This is a genomic window from Halomonas urmiana (genome assembly GCF_005780185.1).
Classification (GTDB): Bacteria; Pseudomonadota; Gammaproteobacteria; order Pseudomonadales; family Halomonadaceae; genus Halomonas; species Halomonas urmiana.
Genome location: NZ_VBUI01000022.1, coordinates 62,622 through 79,442, shown reverse-complemented (window position 1 = coordinate 79,442; position 16,821 = coordinate 62,622). Strand labels below are relative to the sequence as shown.

General features: G+C 64.4%; 17 protein-coding genes. 7 read left to right on the top strand and 10 right to left on the bottom strand.

The annotated features are described in order from the left end of the window. Positions 1-139: 139 nt before the first annotated feature. The 4 genes from FEI13_RS14325 (at position 140) to FEI13_RS14310 (ending at position 2,562) form a co-directional block, all read left to right on the top strand. Positions 140-802, top strand: coding sequence for a hypothetical protein (locus tag FEI13_RS14325; RefSeq protein WP_138182199.1), 663 nt, complete (start codon positions 140-142; stop codon positions 800-802). A 136-nt stretch (positions 803-938) separates the two neighbouring features. Further along, positions 939-1,349, top strand: coding sequence for a hypothetical protein (locus FEI13_RS14320; protein ID WP_138182198.1), 411 nt, complete (start codon positions 939-941; stop codon positions 1,347-1,349). Between the two features lie 107 nt (positions 1,350-1,456). Further along, positions 1,457-1,930: a DUF6998 domain-containing protein gene (locus FEI13_RS14315; RefSeq protein WP_138182197.1), complete on the top strand. Its 474-nt coding sequence runs from the start codon at positions 1,457-1,459 to the stop codon at positions 1,928-1,930. A gap of 98 nt (positions 1,931-2,028) precedes the next feature. Beyond that, entirely contained in the window at positions 2,029-2,562 is a 534-nt protein-coding gene (locus FEI13_RS14310; RefSeq protein ID WP_138182196.1) for a hypothetical protein, read from the top strand. 152 nt (positions 2,563-2,714) lie between these two features. On the opposite strand, the gene FEI13_RS14305 is transcribed toward FEI13_RS14310, so the two are convergent. From FEI13_RS14305 to FEI13_RS14285, 5 genes are all read right to left on the bottom strand, one after another. Next, positions 2,715-3,614, bottom strand: a complete 900-nt coding sequence (locus FEI13_RS14305; protein ID WP_138182195.1) for a hydroxymethylglutaryl-CoA lyase — start codon at positions 3,612-3,614, stop codon at positions 2,715-2,717. A 369-nt stretch (positions 3,615-3,983) separates the two neighbouring features. Beyond that, positions 3,984-6,020 carry an acetyl/propionyl/methylcrotonyl-CoA carboxylase subunit alpha gene (locus FEI13_RS14300; protein WP_138182194.1) on the bottom strand — a complete coding sequence of 679 codons (2,037 nt, stop codon included), beginning with the start codon at positions 6,018-6,020 and terminating at the stop codon, positions 3,984-3,986. After that, entirely contained in the window at positions 6,017-6,850 is an 834-nt protein-coding gene (locus tag FEI13_RS14295; protein WP_138182193.1) for an enoyl-CoA hydratase-related protein, read from the bottom strand. Before FEI13_RS14295 ends, FEI13_RS14300 begins: the two co-directional genes overlap by 4 nt. 129 nt (positions 6,851-6,979) lie before the next feature. Next, entirely contained in the window at positions 6,980-8,587 is a 1,608-nt protein-coding gene (locus tag FEI13_RS14290; protein ID WP_138182192.1) for a carboxyl transferase domain-containing protein, read from the bottom strand. Positions 8,588-8,710: 123 nt separating this feature from the next. Continuing rightward, the gene (locus tag FEI13_RS14285; protein WP_138182191.1) at positions 8,711-9,880 is read right to left on the bottom strand and encodes an isovaleryl-CoA dehydrogenase; all 1,170 of its coding nucleotides are present in this window, start codon (positions 9,878-9,880) and stop codon (positions 8,711-8,713) included. A gap of 345 nt (positions 9,881-10,225) precedes the next feature. Here FEI13_RS14285 and FEI13_RS14280 point away from each other — a divergent pair, with 345 nt between their 5' ends. Together FEI13_RS14280 and idi are read left to right on the top strand one after the other, a co-directional pair. Continuing rightward, positions 10,226-11,368, top strand: coding sequence for a phytoene/squalene synthase family protein (locus FEI13_RS14280; protein ID WP_138182190.1), 1,143 nt, complete (start codon positions 10,226-10,228; stop codon positions 11,366-11,368). Positions 11,369-11,396: 28 nt separating this feature from the next. Then, complete coding sequence (idi, locus tag FEI13_RS14275; RefSeq protein ID WP_138182189.1) at positions 11,397-11,981, top strand: isopentenyl-diphosphate Delta-isomerase; 585 nt, start codon at positions 11,397-11,399, stop codon at positions 11,979-11,981. Positions 11,982-12,070: 89 nt separating this feature from the next. Here the strand turns inward: idi and FEI13_RS14270 are convergent, their stop codons facing one another. From FEI13_RS14270 to FEI13_RS14260, 3 genes are all read right to left on the bottom strand, one after another. Continuing rightward, the gene (locus tag FEI13_RS14270; RefSeq protein ID WP_240036535.1) at positions 12,071-12,850 is read right to left on the bottom strand and encodes an ABC transporter substrate-binding protein; all 780 of its coding nucleotides are present in this window, start codon (positions 12,848-12,850) and stop codon (positions 12,071-12,073) included. 113 nt (positions 12,851-12,963) lie between these two features. Beyond that, entirely contained in the window at positions 12,964-13,689 is a 726-nt protein-coding gene (locus FEI13_RS14265) for an ATP-binding cassette domain-containing protein (protein WP_138182188.1), read from the bottom strand. After that, a complete protein-coding gene (locus FEI13_RS14260) occupies positions 13,686-14,390 on the bottom strand; it encodes an ABC transporter permease (protein ID WP_138182187.1) in 705 nt (234 codons plus the stop codon). Before FEI13_RS14260 ends, FEI13_RS14265 begins: the two co-directional genes overlap by 4 nt. A 131-nt stretch (positions 14,391-14,521) precedes the next feature. Here FEI13_RS14260 and FEI13_RS14255 point away from each other — a divergent pair, with 131 nt between their 5' ends. Then, complete coding sequence (locus FEI13_RS14255; RefSeq protein WP_138182186.1) at positions 14,522-15,415, top strand: helix-turn-helix transcriptional regulator; 894 nt, start codon at positions 14,522-14,524, stop codon at positions 15,413-15,415. 76 nt (positions 15,416-15,491) lie between these two features. On the opposite strand, the gene FEI13_RS14250 is transcribed toward FEI13_RS14255, so the two are convergent. Both FEI13_RS14250 and FEI13_RS14245 read right to left on the bottom strand, forming a co-directional pair. Continuing rightward, on the bottom strand, positions 15,492-15,896 hold the full coding sequence (locus tag FEI13_RS14250) for a hypothetical protein (RefSeq protein WP_138182185.1): 405 nt from the start codon (positions 15,894-15,896) through the stop codon (positions 15,492-15,494). 343 nt (positions 15,897-16,239) lie between these two features. After that, positions 16,240-16,791, bottom strand: coding sequence for a cupin domain-containing protein (locus tag FEI13_RS14245; protein WP_138182184.1), 552 nt, complete (start codon positions 16,789-16,791; stop codon positions 16,240-16,242). Positions 16,792-16,821 lie beyond the last annotated feature (30 nt).

Genomic DNA, 16,821 nt, shown 5'->3' with positions numbered 1-16,821 from the left:
CGCTCATCTCGATGTCATCCCGATTCGAAGGCTCGGCTACAGCTTAAACCGTTGTCCGGATATTGGGGTCCACTTTAATGTGTCTAGTTGGATAATGATAGAGTCATTTAAAGTTCATCATCAATGTTAGGAAAATGTGATGCCAACAGTGACAGAAACCCTTGGTAGGCTGTATTTGTGGCAAATAGCACTTAATAGAATTACTGATCTTCTAGCGCTTAGAAAACGAGTTGATCGTTTCTGTAACACTGGAAGACCGCAGGGCATTACCGAATTATATGATCAAGAGCGCATGAGGTTGAAAACTGGTTTGCGGCTCGAAGGAGAAGCATTAGATAACTTTGAAGATAAGCATGGGTCTCTATTTCCTGACATTCATGATATTCAACTCATTGATGAGCTAATAACTGAAGAAGTAATCATAAAATTCTGCACTATTATTAACGATGGCAATGGGAAAACTGGAATTATTTCTCCTAATAATAGATTATTTCGGAAGCCCATCCTTGATGAGATAATTTTGGAGGAATTTTCTGGTGATGTTAAAGATAAATTTTATAAATTTATAGAAGATGCCAGATCATACCGTAACAAGCACGGTGCTCACTTTGACCAAGATAGTTTTAGAATGACACATGGTAATAAAATGCCAAATGAAGACGGGGTTGTTTATAGCGTAGGTTGGAGTAATGCCTTGCTGAGTTTTAACTGGGATTTTGTTGATGAAACTATCCCCATTTTCAAAAAATCATTAAATAATTATGTCAAAAAACTACAGAAAGAGGCTGAAAAAAATAATTAATATTGTGATTTTAACACATAACAAGACCATTAAATTCGCTCCCTTCGGTCGCCCGACGCTCGCAAGCTCGCGCGGTTTATTGCGGCGTTAGCGTCAGGGAGCGCTTGCTGTGATTTTAACGCGACGAAATCTAATCATGCTTGGGCTGGCTTGCGCCTTTTTCACCTTAGGGTCCGCAAAAGGTGTCGCGTCCGTAGTTAGCGATCCGCAATACTATGTCCGTGCCGTTGTCGTAGAAATCGCGCCTGACCGAGGCGGGTTGCATACCGTCAGCTTCATAATCAAGGAGCTGGTAGAGAGGCAAGAAAAATATGGGGGATACAGCTCGCCAAACGCTCTCCCCATCGAGATTTCAAAGGAAGATTTGCATATCCTTAAAATAACGCTCAATTTTCGCGTGAGCGTTAAGCCGGGCGATATTATCGTGGTTGGCGTTATCCATGGATCGAGTATGGGTGAGAGCGAACCGGTACCGTGGATCATGTTTGCTCAACCGTACCTTGAGGATGGTACTCCCATCGGCCTCTATTATGGAGCACGAAATTGATGCGGGGCGATGAAGGCCAACATGGAAATGATCGCTAACAAGCCAAATGCAGCCGACGCCAAAAGGCGGCGCGGCTGATTTACGGCGTTAGCTGAACGGGAGAACGAGTGAAACTCAGTGAACTTACAGTCCAAGAGCTTTTGCAGCTTCAGGCATCTGCGACCAACGAGCTGAAAGCCAGAGGGGTGGTCAGAACTCAGAATAACCCACTTGGCGATTATACGGAGTGGCTAGTGGCAAGGACTTTGGACCTTGAGCTTCAATCAAACTCCAAAGCGGGTTACGACGGTATCGGAAAAGATGGTATGCGCGTACAGGTAAAAGGTCGTCGTGTTACGCCTACAAATAATTCACGTCAGCTTAGCGCGATCAGAAAGTACGCCGAGAAAGATTTTGACGTACTCGCAGCGGTGATTTATGACGAGCATTTTAACATCATTGAGGCGTTGTTGATCCCACACGAGGTTGTGGGAGAGTACGCTTCATACCGTGAGCATGTGAATGCTCACATTTTGATCCTGAAAGGGCCTATTTTACGTGACCCACGGGTCCAATCCATTAAAGAGGCCGTGTGCAGCTAACCAGGCCAGTCACGGCGCGCCAGCCATATTGCGCTTTCGCCTTCACTTCGCAGTCACGCGTGCTGAGCGTCGATGTGTATTTCTAGTTGAGAGGTTAGATGGAATCGGTTCAGATAGTATTAAATCCGCTGGATTGGTCTGGTGTTTCGGCGATCACATCAATCCTGATGCTTTTTATCAATTTTTTCTTACTCGTGTCGGTAATTTTTGCTTACCGCACTATTAAGGAGGAAGTTAAGAACAGAGACAGTAGCCTGCTACTATGGGCAATGGATGAGATGTCAAAAATAAAGCCAGACCTGGCATTGCTCCATAACGCGGGTGACTATGAGAACGGGGAGTTAGGGAGTGAAAATCATGAGGTCGCTTGGTTTCAAGAAACTCTTGAGGCTGCGTATCGCGTCAGCATTGTAATGCAACGTTTGTCCTACATGGCCATGTCTGGGCTTATCAGTAAGAAACATTTTTCAAAAATGTGGGGGCCCGCGTTTGTAAAGGCGTGGGACTCGTTAGAGCACTACATTCATCACAAGCGTTTCTTAAATGGTGAGCCACTGACACTGGCAGAGGGAGCCTACAGCAGGAATGACTTCGAAAAATATGCTGTCTATTGCCGTGAGATAAACACATAACCAAGCCAGTCACGGCGTCGACTACTACATCGCGGTTTCGCCTTCATTCCGTCGCCGCGCATGTTGCCTGGTTAAAGCGAATACACCGAGCACAACCCAACAGCCCCCGAGTCAGTCACCTGGCCCGGGGGTTTTTCGTTTTGTCGCTGCATTTACTTCGCAGCCAACGCCACCCCCACCTTGGAGCGGTTGGGTCGGCCGATGGTCTGGGTGATCCAGGTGCCGGTGGCGGCCAGGGCGTTCAGATCGATGCCGCTCTCGATGCCCAGCCCGTCGAGCAGGTAGACCACGTCCTCGCTTGCCACGTTGCCGGAGGCGCCCTTGGCGTAGGGGCAGCCGCCGAGGCCCGCCACGGAACTGTCGACCACGGCGATGCCTTCCTCCATTACAGCGTAGAGGTTGGCGAGCGCCTGCCCGTAGGTGTCGTGGAAGTGGGCGGCGAGTTGAGTCATTGGGATATCGCGGGCTACGGCCTCGATCATGCGCTTGGCCTTGAGCGGGGTGCCGGTGCCGATGGTGTCGCCCAGCGAGACCTCGTAGCAGCCCATCTCATACAGTGCCTTGGACACCTCGGCCACCTTGGCCGGAGCGATCTCGCCCTCGTAGGGGCAGCCGAGCACGCAGGAGACGTAGCCGCGTACGCGAACGTTGGCTTCCCGGGCGCGCTCCAGCACCGGGGCGAAGCGCTCGAGGGACTCACTCACCGAGCAGTTGATGTTCTTCTGCGAGAAGGCCTCGGAGGCGGCGCCGAACACCGCGACCTCGTCCACGCCGCACTCGAGTGCGGCTTCGAGTCCCTTGAGGTTGGGGGTGAGCGCCGAGTAGGTGACACCATTGCGGCGCGTCAGTCCCTGCATCACCTCGCGGTGATCGGCCATCTGCGGCACCCACTTGGGCGAGACGAAGCTCGCCGCCTCGATGTGGGTGAGGCCGGCGGCGCCGAGCCGGTCGATCAGCGCGAGCTTGGTCTGGGTGTCGATCGGCTCGGGCTCGTTCTGCAGGCCGTCCCGGGGGCCGACCTCGACCAGGCGCACGTGGTTGGGAAATGCCATAAATCTTCTCCTGTCTTGCTCAGGACGAACCGATAAGGTAACTACTAGCCGCGGCTTGCCCGGCGCAGGTCTTCGAGCGGTGCCGGCCTTCAGGGGGTGCTGTGACCCCCTCCCTGGGCGCTACCGATACCCTGCTGCGCTCTCGCATCCTGCTCCGCTTGCAGGACCGGTGCTGGCCCTCCCTGGCCAGCCCGTTCGGAGCCGTGCTCCCCACCCCTGGCATAGGACCCCCTCTGAGACCTGTTCCCGGCGCCGCTAGCATTGGAGGATAGCGTCGCGGCTTAGCCTTGAGCTCGGCGCTCGGCGCTCGGCGCTCGGCGCTCGGCGCTCGGCGCTCGGCGCTCGGCGCTCGGCGCTCGGCGCTCGGCGCTATTCGTCGGGGGCGAACTCGAGCAGCACGTCGCCCTGGCCCACGGTGTCGCCGGCCTGGAAGTGGAAGCTCGCCACGTGGCCGTCGGCGGGGGCGGTCATGGTGTGCTCCATCTTCATGGCTTCCATCACCATCAGCGGCATGCCCTTCTCGACGCGGGCGCCGGGCTCGACCAGTAGCGCCACCACGGTGCCGTGCATGGGCGCGGTGAGGGTCGATTCGGCCTCCTGGCGGCCGTGGTCGATGGCATCGATGCGCCGCCAGAAGAGCCGGGTCTCGCCGCGCGGGTCGACGATCACCACGATGTTGCCGTCGCGACGCGCCTGCAGGCGGCGGCGGTGGCCGTCCAGGGTGATGGCCACGGCGTCGCCCGCGAGCGGGTCGAGGCGCGCGGTGAGCGTCTCGTCGCCGATGGTCAGGTGCCAGGCGGCGTCTTCGCGCTCGCGGGTGCCCTCGACCACCACCACGGCCTCGGAGTCGTCGTCGTCCTGGGCATGGGCCGGGTCGCACAGGGCGATGCGGATGGTGTGCGGGGCGTTGAGGCGGAAGCCGTCGTGGCGGTCCCAGGGCGAGTCGCTCTCGCACTCGCGGGCGAGCTGGTGCAGTCCCACCAGGGAAGCCCCGGCGTACTCCTCGATGCTGTAGCGGCGCGGCGCGAAGAGGGTCTCCTCGTGCTTCTCGATGAAGCGGGTGTCGAGGTCCGCGTCACGGAAGGCGTCGTGGGTGGCCAGCCGCTGCAGGAAGGCGCGGTTGGTGACCACGCCCTGCACGTCGAGTGCGGCCAGCGCGCGGTTCAAGGTTGCCAGCGCCTGGGCGCGGTCGTTGCCGTGCACGATCAGCTTGGCGAGCATCGGGTCGTAGTGCATGGAGACCGCATCGCCGGTCTCCACACCGCTGTCCAGGCGCACGCGTTCCGGGTCGAGGCCGGCGCCTTCCAGGTCCATGGCGAAGCGGGTCAGGGTGCCGGTGGCGGGCAGGAAGTCCTGCTCCGGGTCCTCGGCGTAGAGGCGTGCCTCGAAGCTGTGGCCGGTGATGGTCAGCTCGTCCTGGTCGAGGGGAAGCGCCTCGCCCATGGCCACGCGCAGTTGCCATTCGACCAGGTCCTGGCCGGTGATCATCTCGGTGACCGGGTGCTCTACCTGCAGGCGGGTGTTCATCTCCATGAAGAAGAACGACCCATCGATGTCCAGCAGGAACTCCACGGTACCGGCACCCACATAGCCGATCTCCTTGGCGGCGCGCACCGCGGCCTCGCCCATCTCGCGGCGCAGCGCGGCGGTCATGCTCGGGGCCGGGGCCTCTTCCAGCACCTTCTGGTGGCGGCGCTGCACGGAGCAGTCGCGCTCGAAGAGGTAGACGCCATTGCCGAGGCTGTCGCAGAACACCTGCACCTCGACGTGGCGCGGCTGGGTCAGGTACTTCTCGATCAGCATGCGCTGGTCGCCGAAGGCGGCCTGGGACTCGCGGCGGCAGCCCTCCAGGGCGGCCTGGAAGTTGGCGGCGGACTCCACCACACGCATGCCCTTGCCGCCACCGCCGGCGCTCGCCTTGAGCAGCACCGGGTAGCCGATCTTGTCGGCCTCGGCCTTGAGCAGGGCGTCGTCCTGGTCGTCGCCGTGGTAGCCCGGCACCAGCGGCACGCCGGCGTTGGCCATGCGTGCCTTGGCGGCGGACTTGTCGCCCATGGCGGCGATGGCCGAGGCGGGCGGGCCGACGAAGACGATGCCGGCCCGGTCGAGCGCCTCGACGAAGGCGCCGTTCTCGGAGAGGAAACCGTAGCCGGGGTGGATGGCGCCGGCACCGCTGCGCCGCGCGGCCTCGACCACGGCCTCGACCTTGAGGTAGCTCTCGCGGGCGGCGGCGGGGCCGAGGCGGATCGCCTCGTCGGCCTCGCGCACGTGGCGGGCGTTGGCGTCGGCGTCGGAGTAGACGGCGACGGTGCGCAGGCCCATGGCACGCGCCGTGCGCATCACCCGGCAGGCGATCTCGCCGCGGTTGGCGACCAGCAGGGTGTCGAAGGGGGTCGAACGGCTCATGAGCGGCGCTCCGTGTTCGAGGGGGAGTCGGGGGCCCAGGCGGGGCGACGCTTCTCGAAGAAGCTGGCGAGGCCCTCCTGGCCTTCATGGCTGACCCGCAGCTCGGCGATCACCCGGCAGGTATGATCGCGGGTCGTGTTGCTGTCGGGCTCGCGGGCCACCTCGGCGAGCAGCGCCTTGGTGGCGCGGCTGGCCTGGGGCGAGGTGCCAAGCAGGGTGTCGACCATGGCCGCGACGGCGGCGTCCAGGTCGTCGGCGGCGACCACCCGGTGGGCCAGGCCCAGGGCCTCGGCGGTGGCGGCGTCCATCACCTCGGCGGTCAGGGCGTAGCGGCGCATCTGGCGCTCGCCCACAGCGCGCTGCACATAGGGGCTGATCACCGCCGGCGACAGGCCGATCCTCACCTCGGAGAGGCAGAACTTCGCCTTCTCGGAGGCGATCACCACGTCGCAGCAGGCGGCCAGGCCCACGGCGCCGCCGAAGGTGGCGCCCTGCACGCGGCACACGGTGGGGCAGGGCAGGGTGTCCAGGCCGTGCATCAGCGCCGAGAGCTCGCGGGAGTCCGCGAGGTTGTCCTCGAAGTCATAGTCGACCATGCGCTTCATCCAGTTCAGGTCCGCCCCGGCGGAGAAGCTCTTGCCCTCGGAGCCCAGCACCAGCAGGCGCACCTCGCCGCGGTGGGCCAGCTCGCCGACGCGGCGCAGATGATCGTTGAGCTCGGCGATCAGGTGGTCGTCGAAGGCGTTGTGGACGTCCGGGCGCTCCAGGGTCAGCCAGGCCACGCCGCGGTCGTCGAGCGCCAATCTTGAGTAGGAAGGGGTATCTGACATCTCGAACCTCGTTAACAGAGCTTGAAGCCGGAAGCTTGAAGAACCCGCCAGGATCTTGCCCCCAGGGCGTGCGGAGGAGACTTCCAGCTTATCGCTTCAAGCTTCCAGCTCCCTTGCGCAGCAAGGGGACTACATCCGGAACACGCCGAAGCGCGTCTCTTCCACTTCGGCATTCATGGCGGCGGCCAGCGACAGGCCGAGGACCTCGCGGGTCTGCAGCGGATCGATCACGCCGTCGTCCCACAGCCGCGCACTGGCGTAGTTGGGGTGGCCCTGGTGCTCGTACTGCTCACGAGTCGGCGCCTTGAAGGCCTCTTCCTCGTCCTTCGTCCACTCGCGGCCCTCTCGCTCGATCTGCTCGCGCTTGACCTGAGAGAGCACGCCGGCGGCCTGCTCGCCGCCCATCACCGAGATGCGGGCGTTGGGCCACATGAACAGCAGGTTGGGTTCGAAGGCGCGGCCGCACATGCCGTAGTTGCCGGCGCCGAAGCTGCCGCCGATCAGCACGGTGAACTTGGGCACCCGGGCACAGGCGACGGCGGTGACGAGCTTGGCGCCGTGCTTGGCGATGCCCTCGTGCTCGTACTTCGAGCCGACCATGAAGCCGGTGATGTTCTGCAGGAACACCAGCGGGATCTTGCGCTGGGCGCACAGCTCGATGAAGTGCGCGCCCTTGACCGCACTCTCGGAGAACAGCACGCCGTTGTTGGCGACGATGCCCACCGGGTGGCCGTGGATGTGCGCGAAGCCGGTGACCAGGGTGTCGCCGTAGGTGCGCTTGAACTCGTCGAAGTCGGAGTCGTCGACGATGCGCCCGATCACCTCGCGCACGTCATAGGGCTTCTTGAGATCGGTGCCGACGATGCCGTAGAGCTCGGTGGGGTCGAGGCGCGGCGGCCGGGAGGGCTGCATCTTCAGCTCGCCGCGCTTCTGCCAGTTGAGCCGCGACACGCAGGCGCGGGCCAGCTGCAGGGCGTGGGCGTCGTTCTCGGCGTAGTGGTCGGCCACGCCGCTGACCTTGGCGTGCACGTCGGCGCCGCCCAGGTCCTCGGCGCTGATGCTCTCGCCGGTGGCGGCCTTCACCAGCGGCGGGCCGCCGAGGAAGATGGTGCCCTGCTCGCGGACGATGATCGATTCGTCGGCCATGGCCGGCACGTAGGCGCCGCCCGCGGTGCAGGAGCCCATCACCACGGCGATCTGCGGGATGCCCTCGGCGGAGAGGGTGGCCTGGTTGTAGAAGATGCGCCCGAAGTGGTCACGGTCGGGGAAGACCTCGTCTTGGCGGGGCAGGAAGGCGCCGCCGGAGTCGACCAGGTAGAGGCACGGCAGGCGATGCTTGCGGGCGATCTCCTGGGCGCGCAAGTGCTTCTTCACGGTCAGCGGGAAGTAGGTGCCGCCCTTGACCGTGGCGTCGTTGGCGACGATCACGCACTCCACCCCCGAGACTCGGCCGATGCCGGTGACCACGCCGGCGGCGGGCACCGGGCCATCGTAGACCTCATGGGCGGCCAGCGACGAGAACTCGAGGAAGGGCGAGCCCTCGTCGATCAGGTGGTCGATGCGGTCGCGCACGAACAGCTTGCCGCGGGACTCGTGGCGGGCGCGGGCCTTCTCGCCGCCGCCCTGGTGGATGGCGGCGGTCAGCTCGCGCAGCTTGCCGACCTCGTGTCGCATGGCGATGTCGTTGGCCTGGAAGGCCTCGCTGCGCGGATTGATCTGGGTGTTCAGGATTGCCATACATCTCTCCGAGATGAGCCGGAAGCTTGAAGCCGGAAGCTGGAAGAAAACCCCATGAGGGCAGGGTGGCTACCTCTTCCAGCTTCAAGCTTCCAGCTTCAAGCTTCCAGCTTATAGCTGGGGTTAGGCGGATTCGTTGAATAGCTCACGGCCGATCAGCATGCGGCGGATCTCGCTGGTGCCGGCGCCGATCTCGTAGAGCTTGGCATCGCGCAACAGCCGCCCGGTGGGGTATTCGTTGATGTAGCCGTTGCCGCCGAGCAGCTGGATGGCATCCAGCGCCACCTGGGTGGCCTTCTCGGAACAGAAGAGGATCACGCCGGCGGCGTCCTTGCGCGAGGTGCGGCCGCGATCGCAGCCCGCCGCCACCGCGTAGAGGTAGGCGCGGCAGGCGTTCAGAGTGGTGTACATATCGGCGATCTTGCCCTGCACCAGCTGGAACTCGCCGATCGACTGGTTGAACTGCTTCCGCTCGTGGACGTAGGGCACCACGATGTCCATGGCCGCCTGCATGATGCCGATGGGGCCGGCGGCGAGCACCGTGCGCTCGTAGTCCAGGCCGCTCATCAGCACGCGAACGCCCTTGCCGACCTCGCCGAGCACGTTCTCCTCCGGGACCTTGCAGTCCTCGAACACCAGCTCGCAGGTGTTGGAGCCGCGCATGCCGAGCTTGTCGAGCTTCTGGGCGGTGGAGAAGCCGGGCATGCCCTTCTCGATGATGAAGGCGGTGATGCCCTTGGAGCCGGCCTCGGGGTCGGTCTTGGCGTAGACCACCAGCACGTCGGCGTCGGGGCCGTTAGTAATCCACATCTTGTTGCCGCTGAGGATGTACTTGTCACCCTCCTTGCGGGCGCGCAGCTTCATGGAGACCACGTCGGAGCCGGCGCCCGGCTCGGACATGGCCAAGGCACCCACGTGCTCGCCGCTGATCAGCTTGGGCAGGTACTTGGCCTTCTGCTCGGCCGAGGCGTTGATCTTGAGCTGGTTCACGCAGAGGTTGGAGTGCGCGCCGTAGGAGAGGCCCACCGAGGCGCTGGCCCGGGAGATCTCCTCCAAGGCGATGCAGTGGGCGAGATAGCCCATGCCGCTGCCGCCGTCCTCGTCGGAGACGGTGATGCCGAGCAGGCCCATGTCGCCGAACTTCTGCCAGAGATCATTGGGGAATTCGTTTTTCTCGTCGATCTCGGCGGCGCGCGGGGCGATCTCGTCGCGGGCGAAGGCGTTGACGTGATCGCGCAGCATGTTCAGCTCGTCGTCGAGGCCGAAGTCGAGGGGTTGGTAGGGCGTATGCATGGCGGGGCTCCCGTCGTGTCAGGTGGCGCGCCTTACGCTCGAGCGAGGGCGCGACCGGCCAACTGATGTCATCAAAATGGCAGATGGCACAAGACTAGGCGAGGTTGACGTTAACGTAAAGTGCGGGTTTTGACCGCTACGACGAATGTCGAAAGAGGACGAATGTCAAAAGAGAGGAGAACCACCGCGCATTGATCACAACCGGCGGCCGGGGAGGGGGCCATGGCGTTGGCTGGGCGTCGTTAGTCTCCCAGAGCCAGCGTGATAGCCTACCCGATCAGCCTGTCTCGATACTTGCATGTTACGCGGGTCGGTCAATCGCCACACATGAATGGGTGTACTGCCATGGCCAACAAGGTCCTTGCGACGGCTTCCGGAATTGCAGAGGCGGAAGCCTATCAGGGCCAGGTCCTCGGTGGGGTGTCACGCACCTTTGCCCTCACCATCCCTCAGCTTCCGCCCGATCTGTGCAAGGTTGTGACCAATGCCTACCTGGTCTGCCGGATTGCCGACACCCTGGAGGATGAACCGGGGCTTTCTGCGGTTCAGAAGAGCCTCTTGCAGGAACGGTTTCTGGCGGTGCTGAGAGGGAAGGAGAAGGCCCTGAGTTTCGCCAGGCAGGTCACGCCGCTACTCTCGCAGGCCACGTCACCGGATGAGCGAGAGTTGATGGCTAACACGCCACTGATCGTCCGCTGCACCCATAGCCTCGCAGCGCCCCAGCAGCAGGCGCTGGTCAAGTGTGTGAGCATCATGTGCCTGGGCATGGGCCATTACCAGGATAATGCCAGCCTGGAGGGCTTGGCCGACCTGGGTGAGGTGGATCGCTACTGCTATTACGTGGCAGGCGTCGTGGGTGAAATGCTCACCGAGCTGTTCTGTCAGCATTCAGGCGAAATGCATGAGAAGCGTGCCGAGATGCTGGCCCTGGCACCTTCGTTCGGACAAGGTCTGCAGCTCACCAATATACTCAAGGACCTTTGGGATGATCGGCAACGTGGCGTCTGCTGGCTGCCCCGCCAGGAATTTCAGGAGTTTGGTGTGGACGTGTCGAGCCTGGTGCCGGGACGCAGTGATCCGGCGTTCGTCACCGCACTGCGCTACATGATCGGTATTGCGCATGCCCATTTGCATAATGCCTTTCGCTACACCCTGATGGTTCCAGCGAAAGAAACGGGCATCAGGCGTTTCTGCTTATGGGCCATCGGCCTGGCCGTGCTCACACTCAGGCGGATAGATGCTCGGCCGACCTATTGCACGGGGCGTCAGGTCAAGGTGTCACGCCGCACGGTCAAGGCCGCCATCGCGAGTACCCGCCTGGCGACACGTCATGATGGGATGCTCAAGCTGCTGTTCAGCGGTGTGACCAGGGGGTTGCCACTCGAGCCGCTCGCGGGCCTACAGCCGGAACTTAGTGCATGGGCTTCCGATGGTGATGGCTCTTCAGCGGCACCTCATGGCCTTCGGCTAGGCAATGACGAGGAGTAGACAGATATCATGGCCAAGGAGGTGACCATTGGTTAGCACTGGCTCAAGCGAGCGCGACGAGACCGTTTCCTTCGATGACGAGGAACTGATCCTGGTCGATGACGAGGACAGGGAGCTGGGGCATTTGAGCAAGGCCAGGTGCCACGAAGGAAGCGGTGTGCTGCATCGCGCCTTCTCGCTGTTCGTGTTCAATCATGATGGGGAGCTTCTTCTGCAGCAGCGGGCGGAAGGCAAGCGCCTTTGGTCGCTGTGCTGGTCCAACAGCTGCTGTAGTCACCCACGCCGAGGCGAGCCCATGGAAGAGGCGATTCACCGGCGATTATGGCAGGAGGTCGACATCGAAGCGCAACTCGCCTTCCTCTACAAGTTCCGCTATCAGGCCCAGTACGGTTCAAGCGGAGCCGAGCACGAGCTTTGCTGGGTATATCTTGGGGTCACTGACAATGAGCCACGCCCCAACCGCCAGGAGATCGCCCACTGGCGCTGGATATCACCCGCAGAGCTCGATGTCGAGTTGGCCTCCCGCCCGGGAGACTATACGCCCTGGTTCAAGATGGAGTGGACGCGATTGCGGAGTGAATTTGCCGATGAGCTCACGCGATATACCCGCTAGGCTCGACGGCGAAGAGCAGGCCGTGCGTGGCCCGGCCTGACGTGGCCGGGTACTGGCGGGTCGGCGGGTGAGGCGAGGTTAGCGCCGGCTCAGTCGGCGTGGGCGTTGGGGAAGAACAGCTGCTGGCCCTTCACCTCGAAGTCGGCGATGGCGGCCTGGCCCGCCTCGGAGAGCAGCCAGTCGTGCCACTGCTCGGCGAGGTCGTGCTTCAGGTGCGGATGGCGCTCCGCAGAGATCAGCAGGCTGCCGTACTGGTTGAAGAGCGCCTCGTCGCCCTCGAACAGCAGCTCGAGGTCCTGGCGGTTGTCGAAGGCGACCCAGGTGGCGCGGTCGCTCATCGCGTAGGCGTCCATGCCGGCGGCGGTATTCAGGGTCGGGCCCATGCCGCTGCCGAGCTCGCGGTACCACTCGCCGCCGGGTGTGATGCCGGCGGCGTCCCACAGGCGCTGCTCGGCACGGTGGGTGCCGCTGTCGTCACCGCGGGAGGCGAAGGGCGCCTCGGCCTCGGCGATGTCGGAAAGCGCCTCCTCGATGCTCTGGGCATCCGCGATGCCGGCCGGGTCGTCGCTCGGCCCGACGATCACGAAGTCGTTGACCATGACGTCGGCGCGCTCGGTGCCGTAGCCCTCGGCGACGAAGCGCTCCTCGCCCGCGGTGTCGTGGACCAGCAGGCTATCGGCATCGCCGCGGCGGGCGATCTCGAAGGCCTGGCCGGTGCCCACGGCGACCACCCGCACCTCGATGTCGCTCGCCTCGCTGAACTGGGGAATGATGGCGTCGAAGAGCCCCGAGTTCTGGGTGGAGGTGGTCGAGGCCAGGGTGATATGGCGGTCGCCGTCCTGGGCGCTGGCGCCGAGCGAGACGCCCATCAGGCCAAGGGCGGCGAGGGTGAGCCCTGCCGGTTGCATGGTGCTTTTCCATGTCATGGTGCCGTTCCTTGTTATTGTCGAGTGAGGTGTCGCACGGTGCGATGGGCGAGCCGTCACCAGATCAGCTCGCCCCGGATGAAGGCCCGCGCCTCGGGGGAGGCGGGAGCCGTGAAGAAGGTCTCGGACGGGCCGTGCTCGATGAGCCGCCCGTCCGCCATCAGCACGATGTCGTCGGCCAGGCGTCGGGCCTGGTTCAGGTCGTGGCTGGTCATCACGATGCGCGTGCCGCGACGGTGGAAGTCACGCACCGCATCCTCCACGGCCTTGATGGCGGCGGGGTCCAGCGCCGAGGTCGGCTCGTCGAGAAACAGCACCTCGGGCCGGGCCAGCCAGGCCCGGGCCAGCGCCAGGCGCTGCTGCTCGCCGCCGGAGAGCACCCGGGCCGGGCGCGCCTCCAGGGCGGCCAGGCCGAAGCGCGCCAGCGCCTCGCGGGCCAGCGGCTTGCGCTGGCGGCGGGGCGTGCCGGCGATCGCCAGGGCATAGGTGAGGTTGGCCAGGGCCGAACGGCGCAGCAGCACCGGGCGCTGGAAGACCATGGCCTGGCGCGGCGGGCGGCCCTCCCAGCGCACGCGGCCGGTGGTGGGGGCGAGCAGGCCGTGGGCGAGGCGCATCAGCAGGCTCTTGCCGGCGCCGTTGGGGCCCATCACCAGGGTGCAGTGGCAGCCTGTGAGGCGCAGGTCGACCGGGTGCAGCAGCGGCTGGCCGCGGTGGCTGAAGCCGACGCCCTCAAGGGCGAGCGGGGAAATGGGCGTAGCGTCCAGGCGGGTCAGCTCGTTCATCCCACCCGCCTCCGCGCCGTCTCGCCGACCAGGTGGGCGGCGGCGTTGACCAGCGCCACCAGCGCGAGCAGCACGATGCCGAGCCCCAGCGCCAGGGGCAGGTCGCCCTTGCTGGTCTCCAGCACGATGGCGGTGGTCATCACCCGAGTCACGCCGTCGATGTTGCCGCCGACGATCATCACCGCCCCGACCTCGGCGCTGGCGCGGCCGAAGCCGGCGAGCATCACGGTGGCCAGGCCGAAGCGGGCGTCCCACAGCAGGGTGGGGATGCGGCGCGCCCGGGAGACGCCCATGGAGGTGAGCTGTTCGCGGTAGTCGCCGTGGAGCTCCTCGACCTGCTGGCGGGTGAGGGCGGCGATGATCGGCAGCACCAGGATCACCTGGGCGAGCACCATGGCCCCGGGCGTGAACAGCAGGCCCAGTTCGCCCAGCGGACCGGCACGCGAGAGCAGCAGGTAGACCGCCAGCCCGGCGACCACCGGCGGCAGCCCCATCAGCGCGTTGAGCGCCACGATCAGCACCCCGCGGCCCGGGAAGCGCCACAGCGCGATCGCCGCGCCCAGCGGCAGGGCGATCAGCGCGGCGATCAGCACGGCGGAGAGCGAGACCTTCAGCGACAGCGTGACGATCCCGATCAGGTCGGGATCGAGCCCCAGGATCAGGGCCAGGGCGGTCTGGAAGGCGTTGGCGTCGTCGGGCATCGGGCTCTCCTGCATTCTCCTGGCATCATGTGCGTTAAAACCACCTGATGCACCCGGTGCGGGAATTCATGCAGTAATATGCAGCAGAACGACGAACTCAGCCCAGCCTGTACCTGTATAAGGGGAGCGCCATGGCACTCGGCCCGGACCACGCCTACCTGACCACCGCCGAGGTGGCCGACTACCTGCGCCTCAAGGAGCGCAAGGTCTACGACCTGGTGCGCCAGGGGGGCATCCCCTGCGTGCGGGTGACCGGCAAGCTGCTCTTCCCGCGCCAGGCCATCGATCTGTGGCTGATGAGCCACCTAGAGGGCGACCAGGCGAGCAGCCGGCCCGTGCCCCTGGTGCTCGCCGGCAGCCAGGACCCGCTGCTGGAGTGGGCGGTGCGCGAGAGCGGCGCGGGCCTGGCGCTGCTCTGTCACGGCAGCGGCGACGGGGTGCGACGCCTGCTCTCGGGCGAGGCGATGGTGGCGGGGCTGCACCTGCTGGAGGAGCGCAGCGGCGACTACAACCGGCCCGAGGCGCTGGGGCTCGCCGGCATGCGCGACCTGGTGACGCTGCGCTGGGCGATGCGGCGCCAGGGGCTGCTGCTGGCGCCCGACAACCCGCTGCGCATCGCCGCGCTGAAGGACCTGGCGGATCGGCGGGCGCGGGTCGCCCATCGCCAGCCGGACGCCGGCGCCCATCGGCTGCTGATCTGGCTGCTGGAACGGGCGGGCATCGATCCGGGCGAGCTGCGCTTCGTCGCGCATCCCTCGCTCAGCGAGGACGACCTGGCGCTGGCCATTCGCCAGGGCGAGGCCGACGTGGGGCTGGGCGTGGAGGCCGCCGCGCGCCGCCAGGGGCTCGCCTTCGTGCCGCTCCACGAGGAGGCCTTCGACCTGGCCCTGCGGCGGCGCAGCTTCTTCGAGGCCCCGATCCAGCGCCTGCTGGCCTTCGCCCGGGAGCCTCGATTCGTCGAGCGGGCCGCGGCGCTGGGCGGCTATGACATCGGCGAGCTCGGCCGGGTCGTCTACAACGCCTGAGCACGCCGGTTGGCGCTGGACACGACCGCGGTGGTCATGCCGATGCTTCCAGCCGGCAGGCGCGAGACGGCGTTCTCTACCACCCCAGCCAGTGGCGAAGTCGCTGACCGGGTGAGAGGACCTGGCTCCCGGATGCCTGGTTCACCTTGCCCGAGAGTTGCGCCGCGGCCTCTTGCAGCGGCGTGATGATGGCCTCGAGATGGTGCTGGCAGAGCGGGCGGTGGAGGGCGGCGGGGCACTGGGCCATCAGCAGGCCGCAGTGGTAGACGGCGGTGTCCAGGGACGGATAGACCTCCTTCAAGGGGACCGCCTGCCGACGACAGCGCTGGAGTTCGCGCAGCAGCAGGCTCATCGTCTGCGCATCCAGCCAGCAGGGCGTGTCGTCCTGGCTAGAGGAGCAGGCCACCGAGTGCTGAATCGCCTGGAAGGAGACGTGCAGGAAAACGCAGGCGTAGTAGAGCTGGGAGCGTTCCGCGTTCATAGTGCACCATGAGGCTCAAATGAGAGTGAATATCATTTTGACTGTTAGGGCCGAGAAGTCAAATGGTGGCGGCCGAAGATCCACTGTGCGGCGTTACCCAGGTGCTGGCCGACATGGTATCGACGATCATCGAGGGCGGGCTGGTGCTGCGCCACTATGTCTAGCTGCTGTTCGAGCCGCGGGCCGAGACGCTGCACTGAGTGCTGGGCAGAGCCTGGTCAAGGCGTAGTTTCATGGCACGACCGTGGCACCACCTTAGCCAGGCGGCGCCAGTGATGGGTGAGGCGGGAGAGGGTCGGTTGCTGAGGTTGCCGGGCTCCCGCCTCGTTGCGGGTTCCTGTCGTCAATGTGCCCCGCCGATGGGCAGGTCGGGGCAGGTCTGATCGGGCTCGCGGGGAATGGTCAGGCCCTTGCCGTTCTCGCCCTCGGGGGCGTTGAGGAAGGTCGCTACCACCACGGCTTCCTCGGTCTCGCTGGGGTTGAAGGCACTGTGGATGTTGTCGAAGCCCGGGTCGATGAACAGCTCACCCGTCGCATAGGGGCGCTCCACGCAGTCATCGGCATAGACGTAGACCAGTTCACCCCGGGCAACGGTGGCAAATACCGGCCCGGGATGGGTGTGCCAGGGAAAGGCCGCGCCCGGTTGGATGGTGATCCGGGCCGTGGCGACCCGTCCAGCCTCGGGGACCTCAAGGTCGAGCCGTTCGCGACCCTCCACGGCGAGGCCGATCCGGACGGCGACTTCATCGGTGATCTCGCCGCGCGGGGTCAGTTCCTCCACGGTAATGGGGCGTGGGTCGTCGCTCGCCGCCAGTGTCGGGACGGACAGGGCCAGCGTACCCAGGGCCAGGGCGGCGAGGGGCAGGCTTACGGAAGGGGTGGCATGGGGTTTCATGGCGGTTCTCCTCTGTCTTGTCGTGCATGA

Bases quoted from the DNA above. Each gene is read 5' to 3' on its own strand.
- FEI13_RS14270 (WP_240036535.1), bottom strand. From the start codon at position 12,850: ATGGGCGTCTCGCTCGGCGCCAGCGCCCAGGACGGCGACCGCCATATC.
- FEI13_RS14320 (WP_138182198.1), top strand. From the start codon at position 939: ATGCTTGGGCTGGCTTGCGCCTTTTTCACCTTAGGGTCCGCAAAAGGT.
- FEI13_RS14325 (WP_138182199.1), top strand. From the start codon at position 140: ATGCCAACAGTGACAGAAACCCTTGGTAGGCTGTATTTGTGGCAAATA.
- FEI13_RS14305 (WP_138182195.1), bottom strand. From the start codon at position 3,614: ATGGCATTTCCCAACCACGTGCGCCTGGTCGAGGTCGGCCCCCGGGAC.
- FEI13_RS14250 (WP_138182185.1), bottom strand. From the start codon at position 15,896: ATGAACGCGGAACGCTCCCAGCTCTACTACGCCTGCGTTTTCCTGCAC.
- FEI13_RS14300 (WP_138182194.1), bottom strand. From the start codon at position 6,020: ATGAGCCGTTCGACCCCCTTCGACACCCTGCTGGTCGCCAACCGCGGC.
- FEI13_RS14280 (WP_138182190.1), top strand. From the start codon at position 10,226: ATGGCCAACAAGGTCCTTGCGACGGCTTCCGGAATTGCAGAGGCGGAA.
- FEI13_RS14295 (WP_138182193.1), bottom strand. From the start codon at position 6,850: ATGTCAGATACCCCTTCCTACTCAAGATTGGCGCTCGACGACCGCGGC.
- FEI13_RS14255 (WP_138182186.1), top strand. From the start codon at position 14,522: ATGGCACTCGGCCCGGACCACGCCTACCTGACCACCGCCGAGGTGGCC.
- FEI13_RS14285 (WP_138182191.1), bottom strand. From the start codon at position 9,880: ATGCATACGCCCTACCAACCCCTCGACTTCGGCCTCGACGACGAGCTG.
- FEI13_RS14260 (WP_138182187.1), bottom strand. From the start codon at position 14,390: ATGCCCGACGACGCCAACGCCTTCCAGACCGCCCTGGCCCTGATCCTG.
- FEI13_RS14310 (WP_138182196.1), top strand. From the start codon at position 2,029: ATGGAATCGGTTCAGATAGTATTAAATCCGCTGGATTGGTCTGGTGTT.
- FEI13_RS14245 (WP_138182184.1), bottom strand. From the start codon at position 16,791: ATGAAACCCCATGCCACCCCTTCCGTAAGCCTGCCCCTCGCCGCCCTG.
- FEI13_RS14290 (WP_138182192.1), bottom strand. From the start codon at position 8,587: ATGGCAATCCTGAACACCCAGATCAATCCGCGCAGCGAGGCCTTCCAG.
- FEI13_RS14265 (WP_138182188.1), bottom strand. From the start codon at position 13,689: ATGAACGAGCTGACCCGCCTGGACGCTACGCCCATTTCCCCGCTCGCC.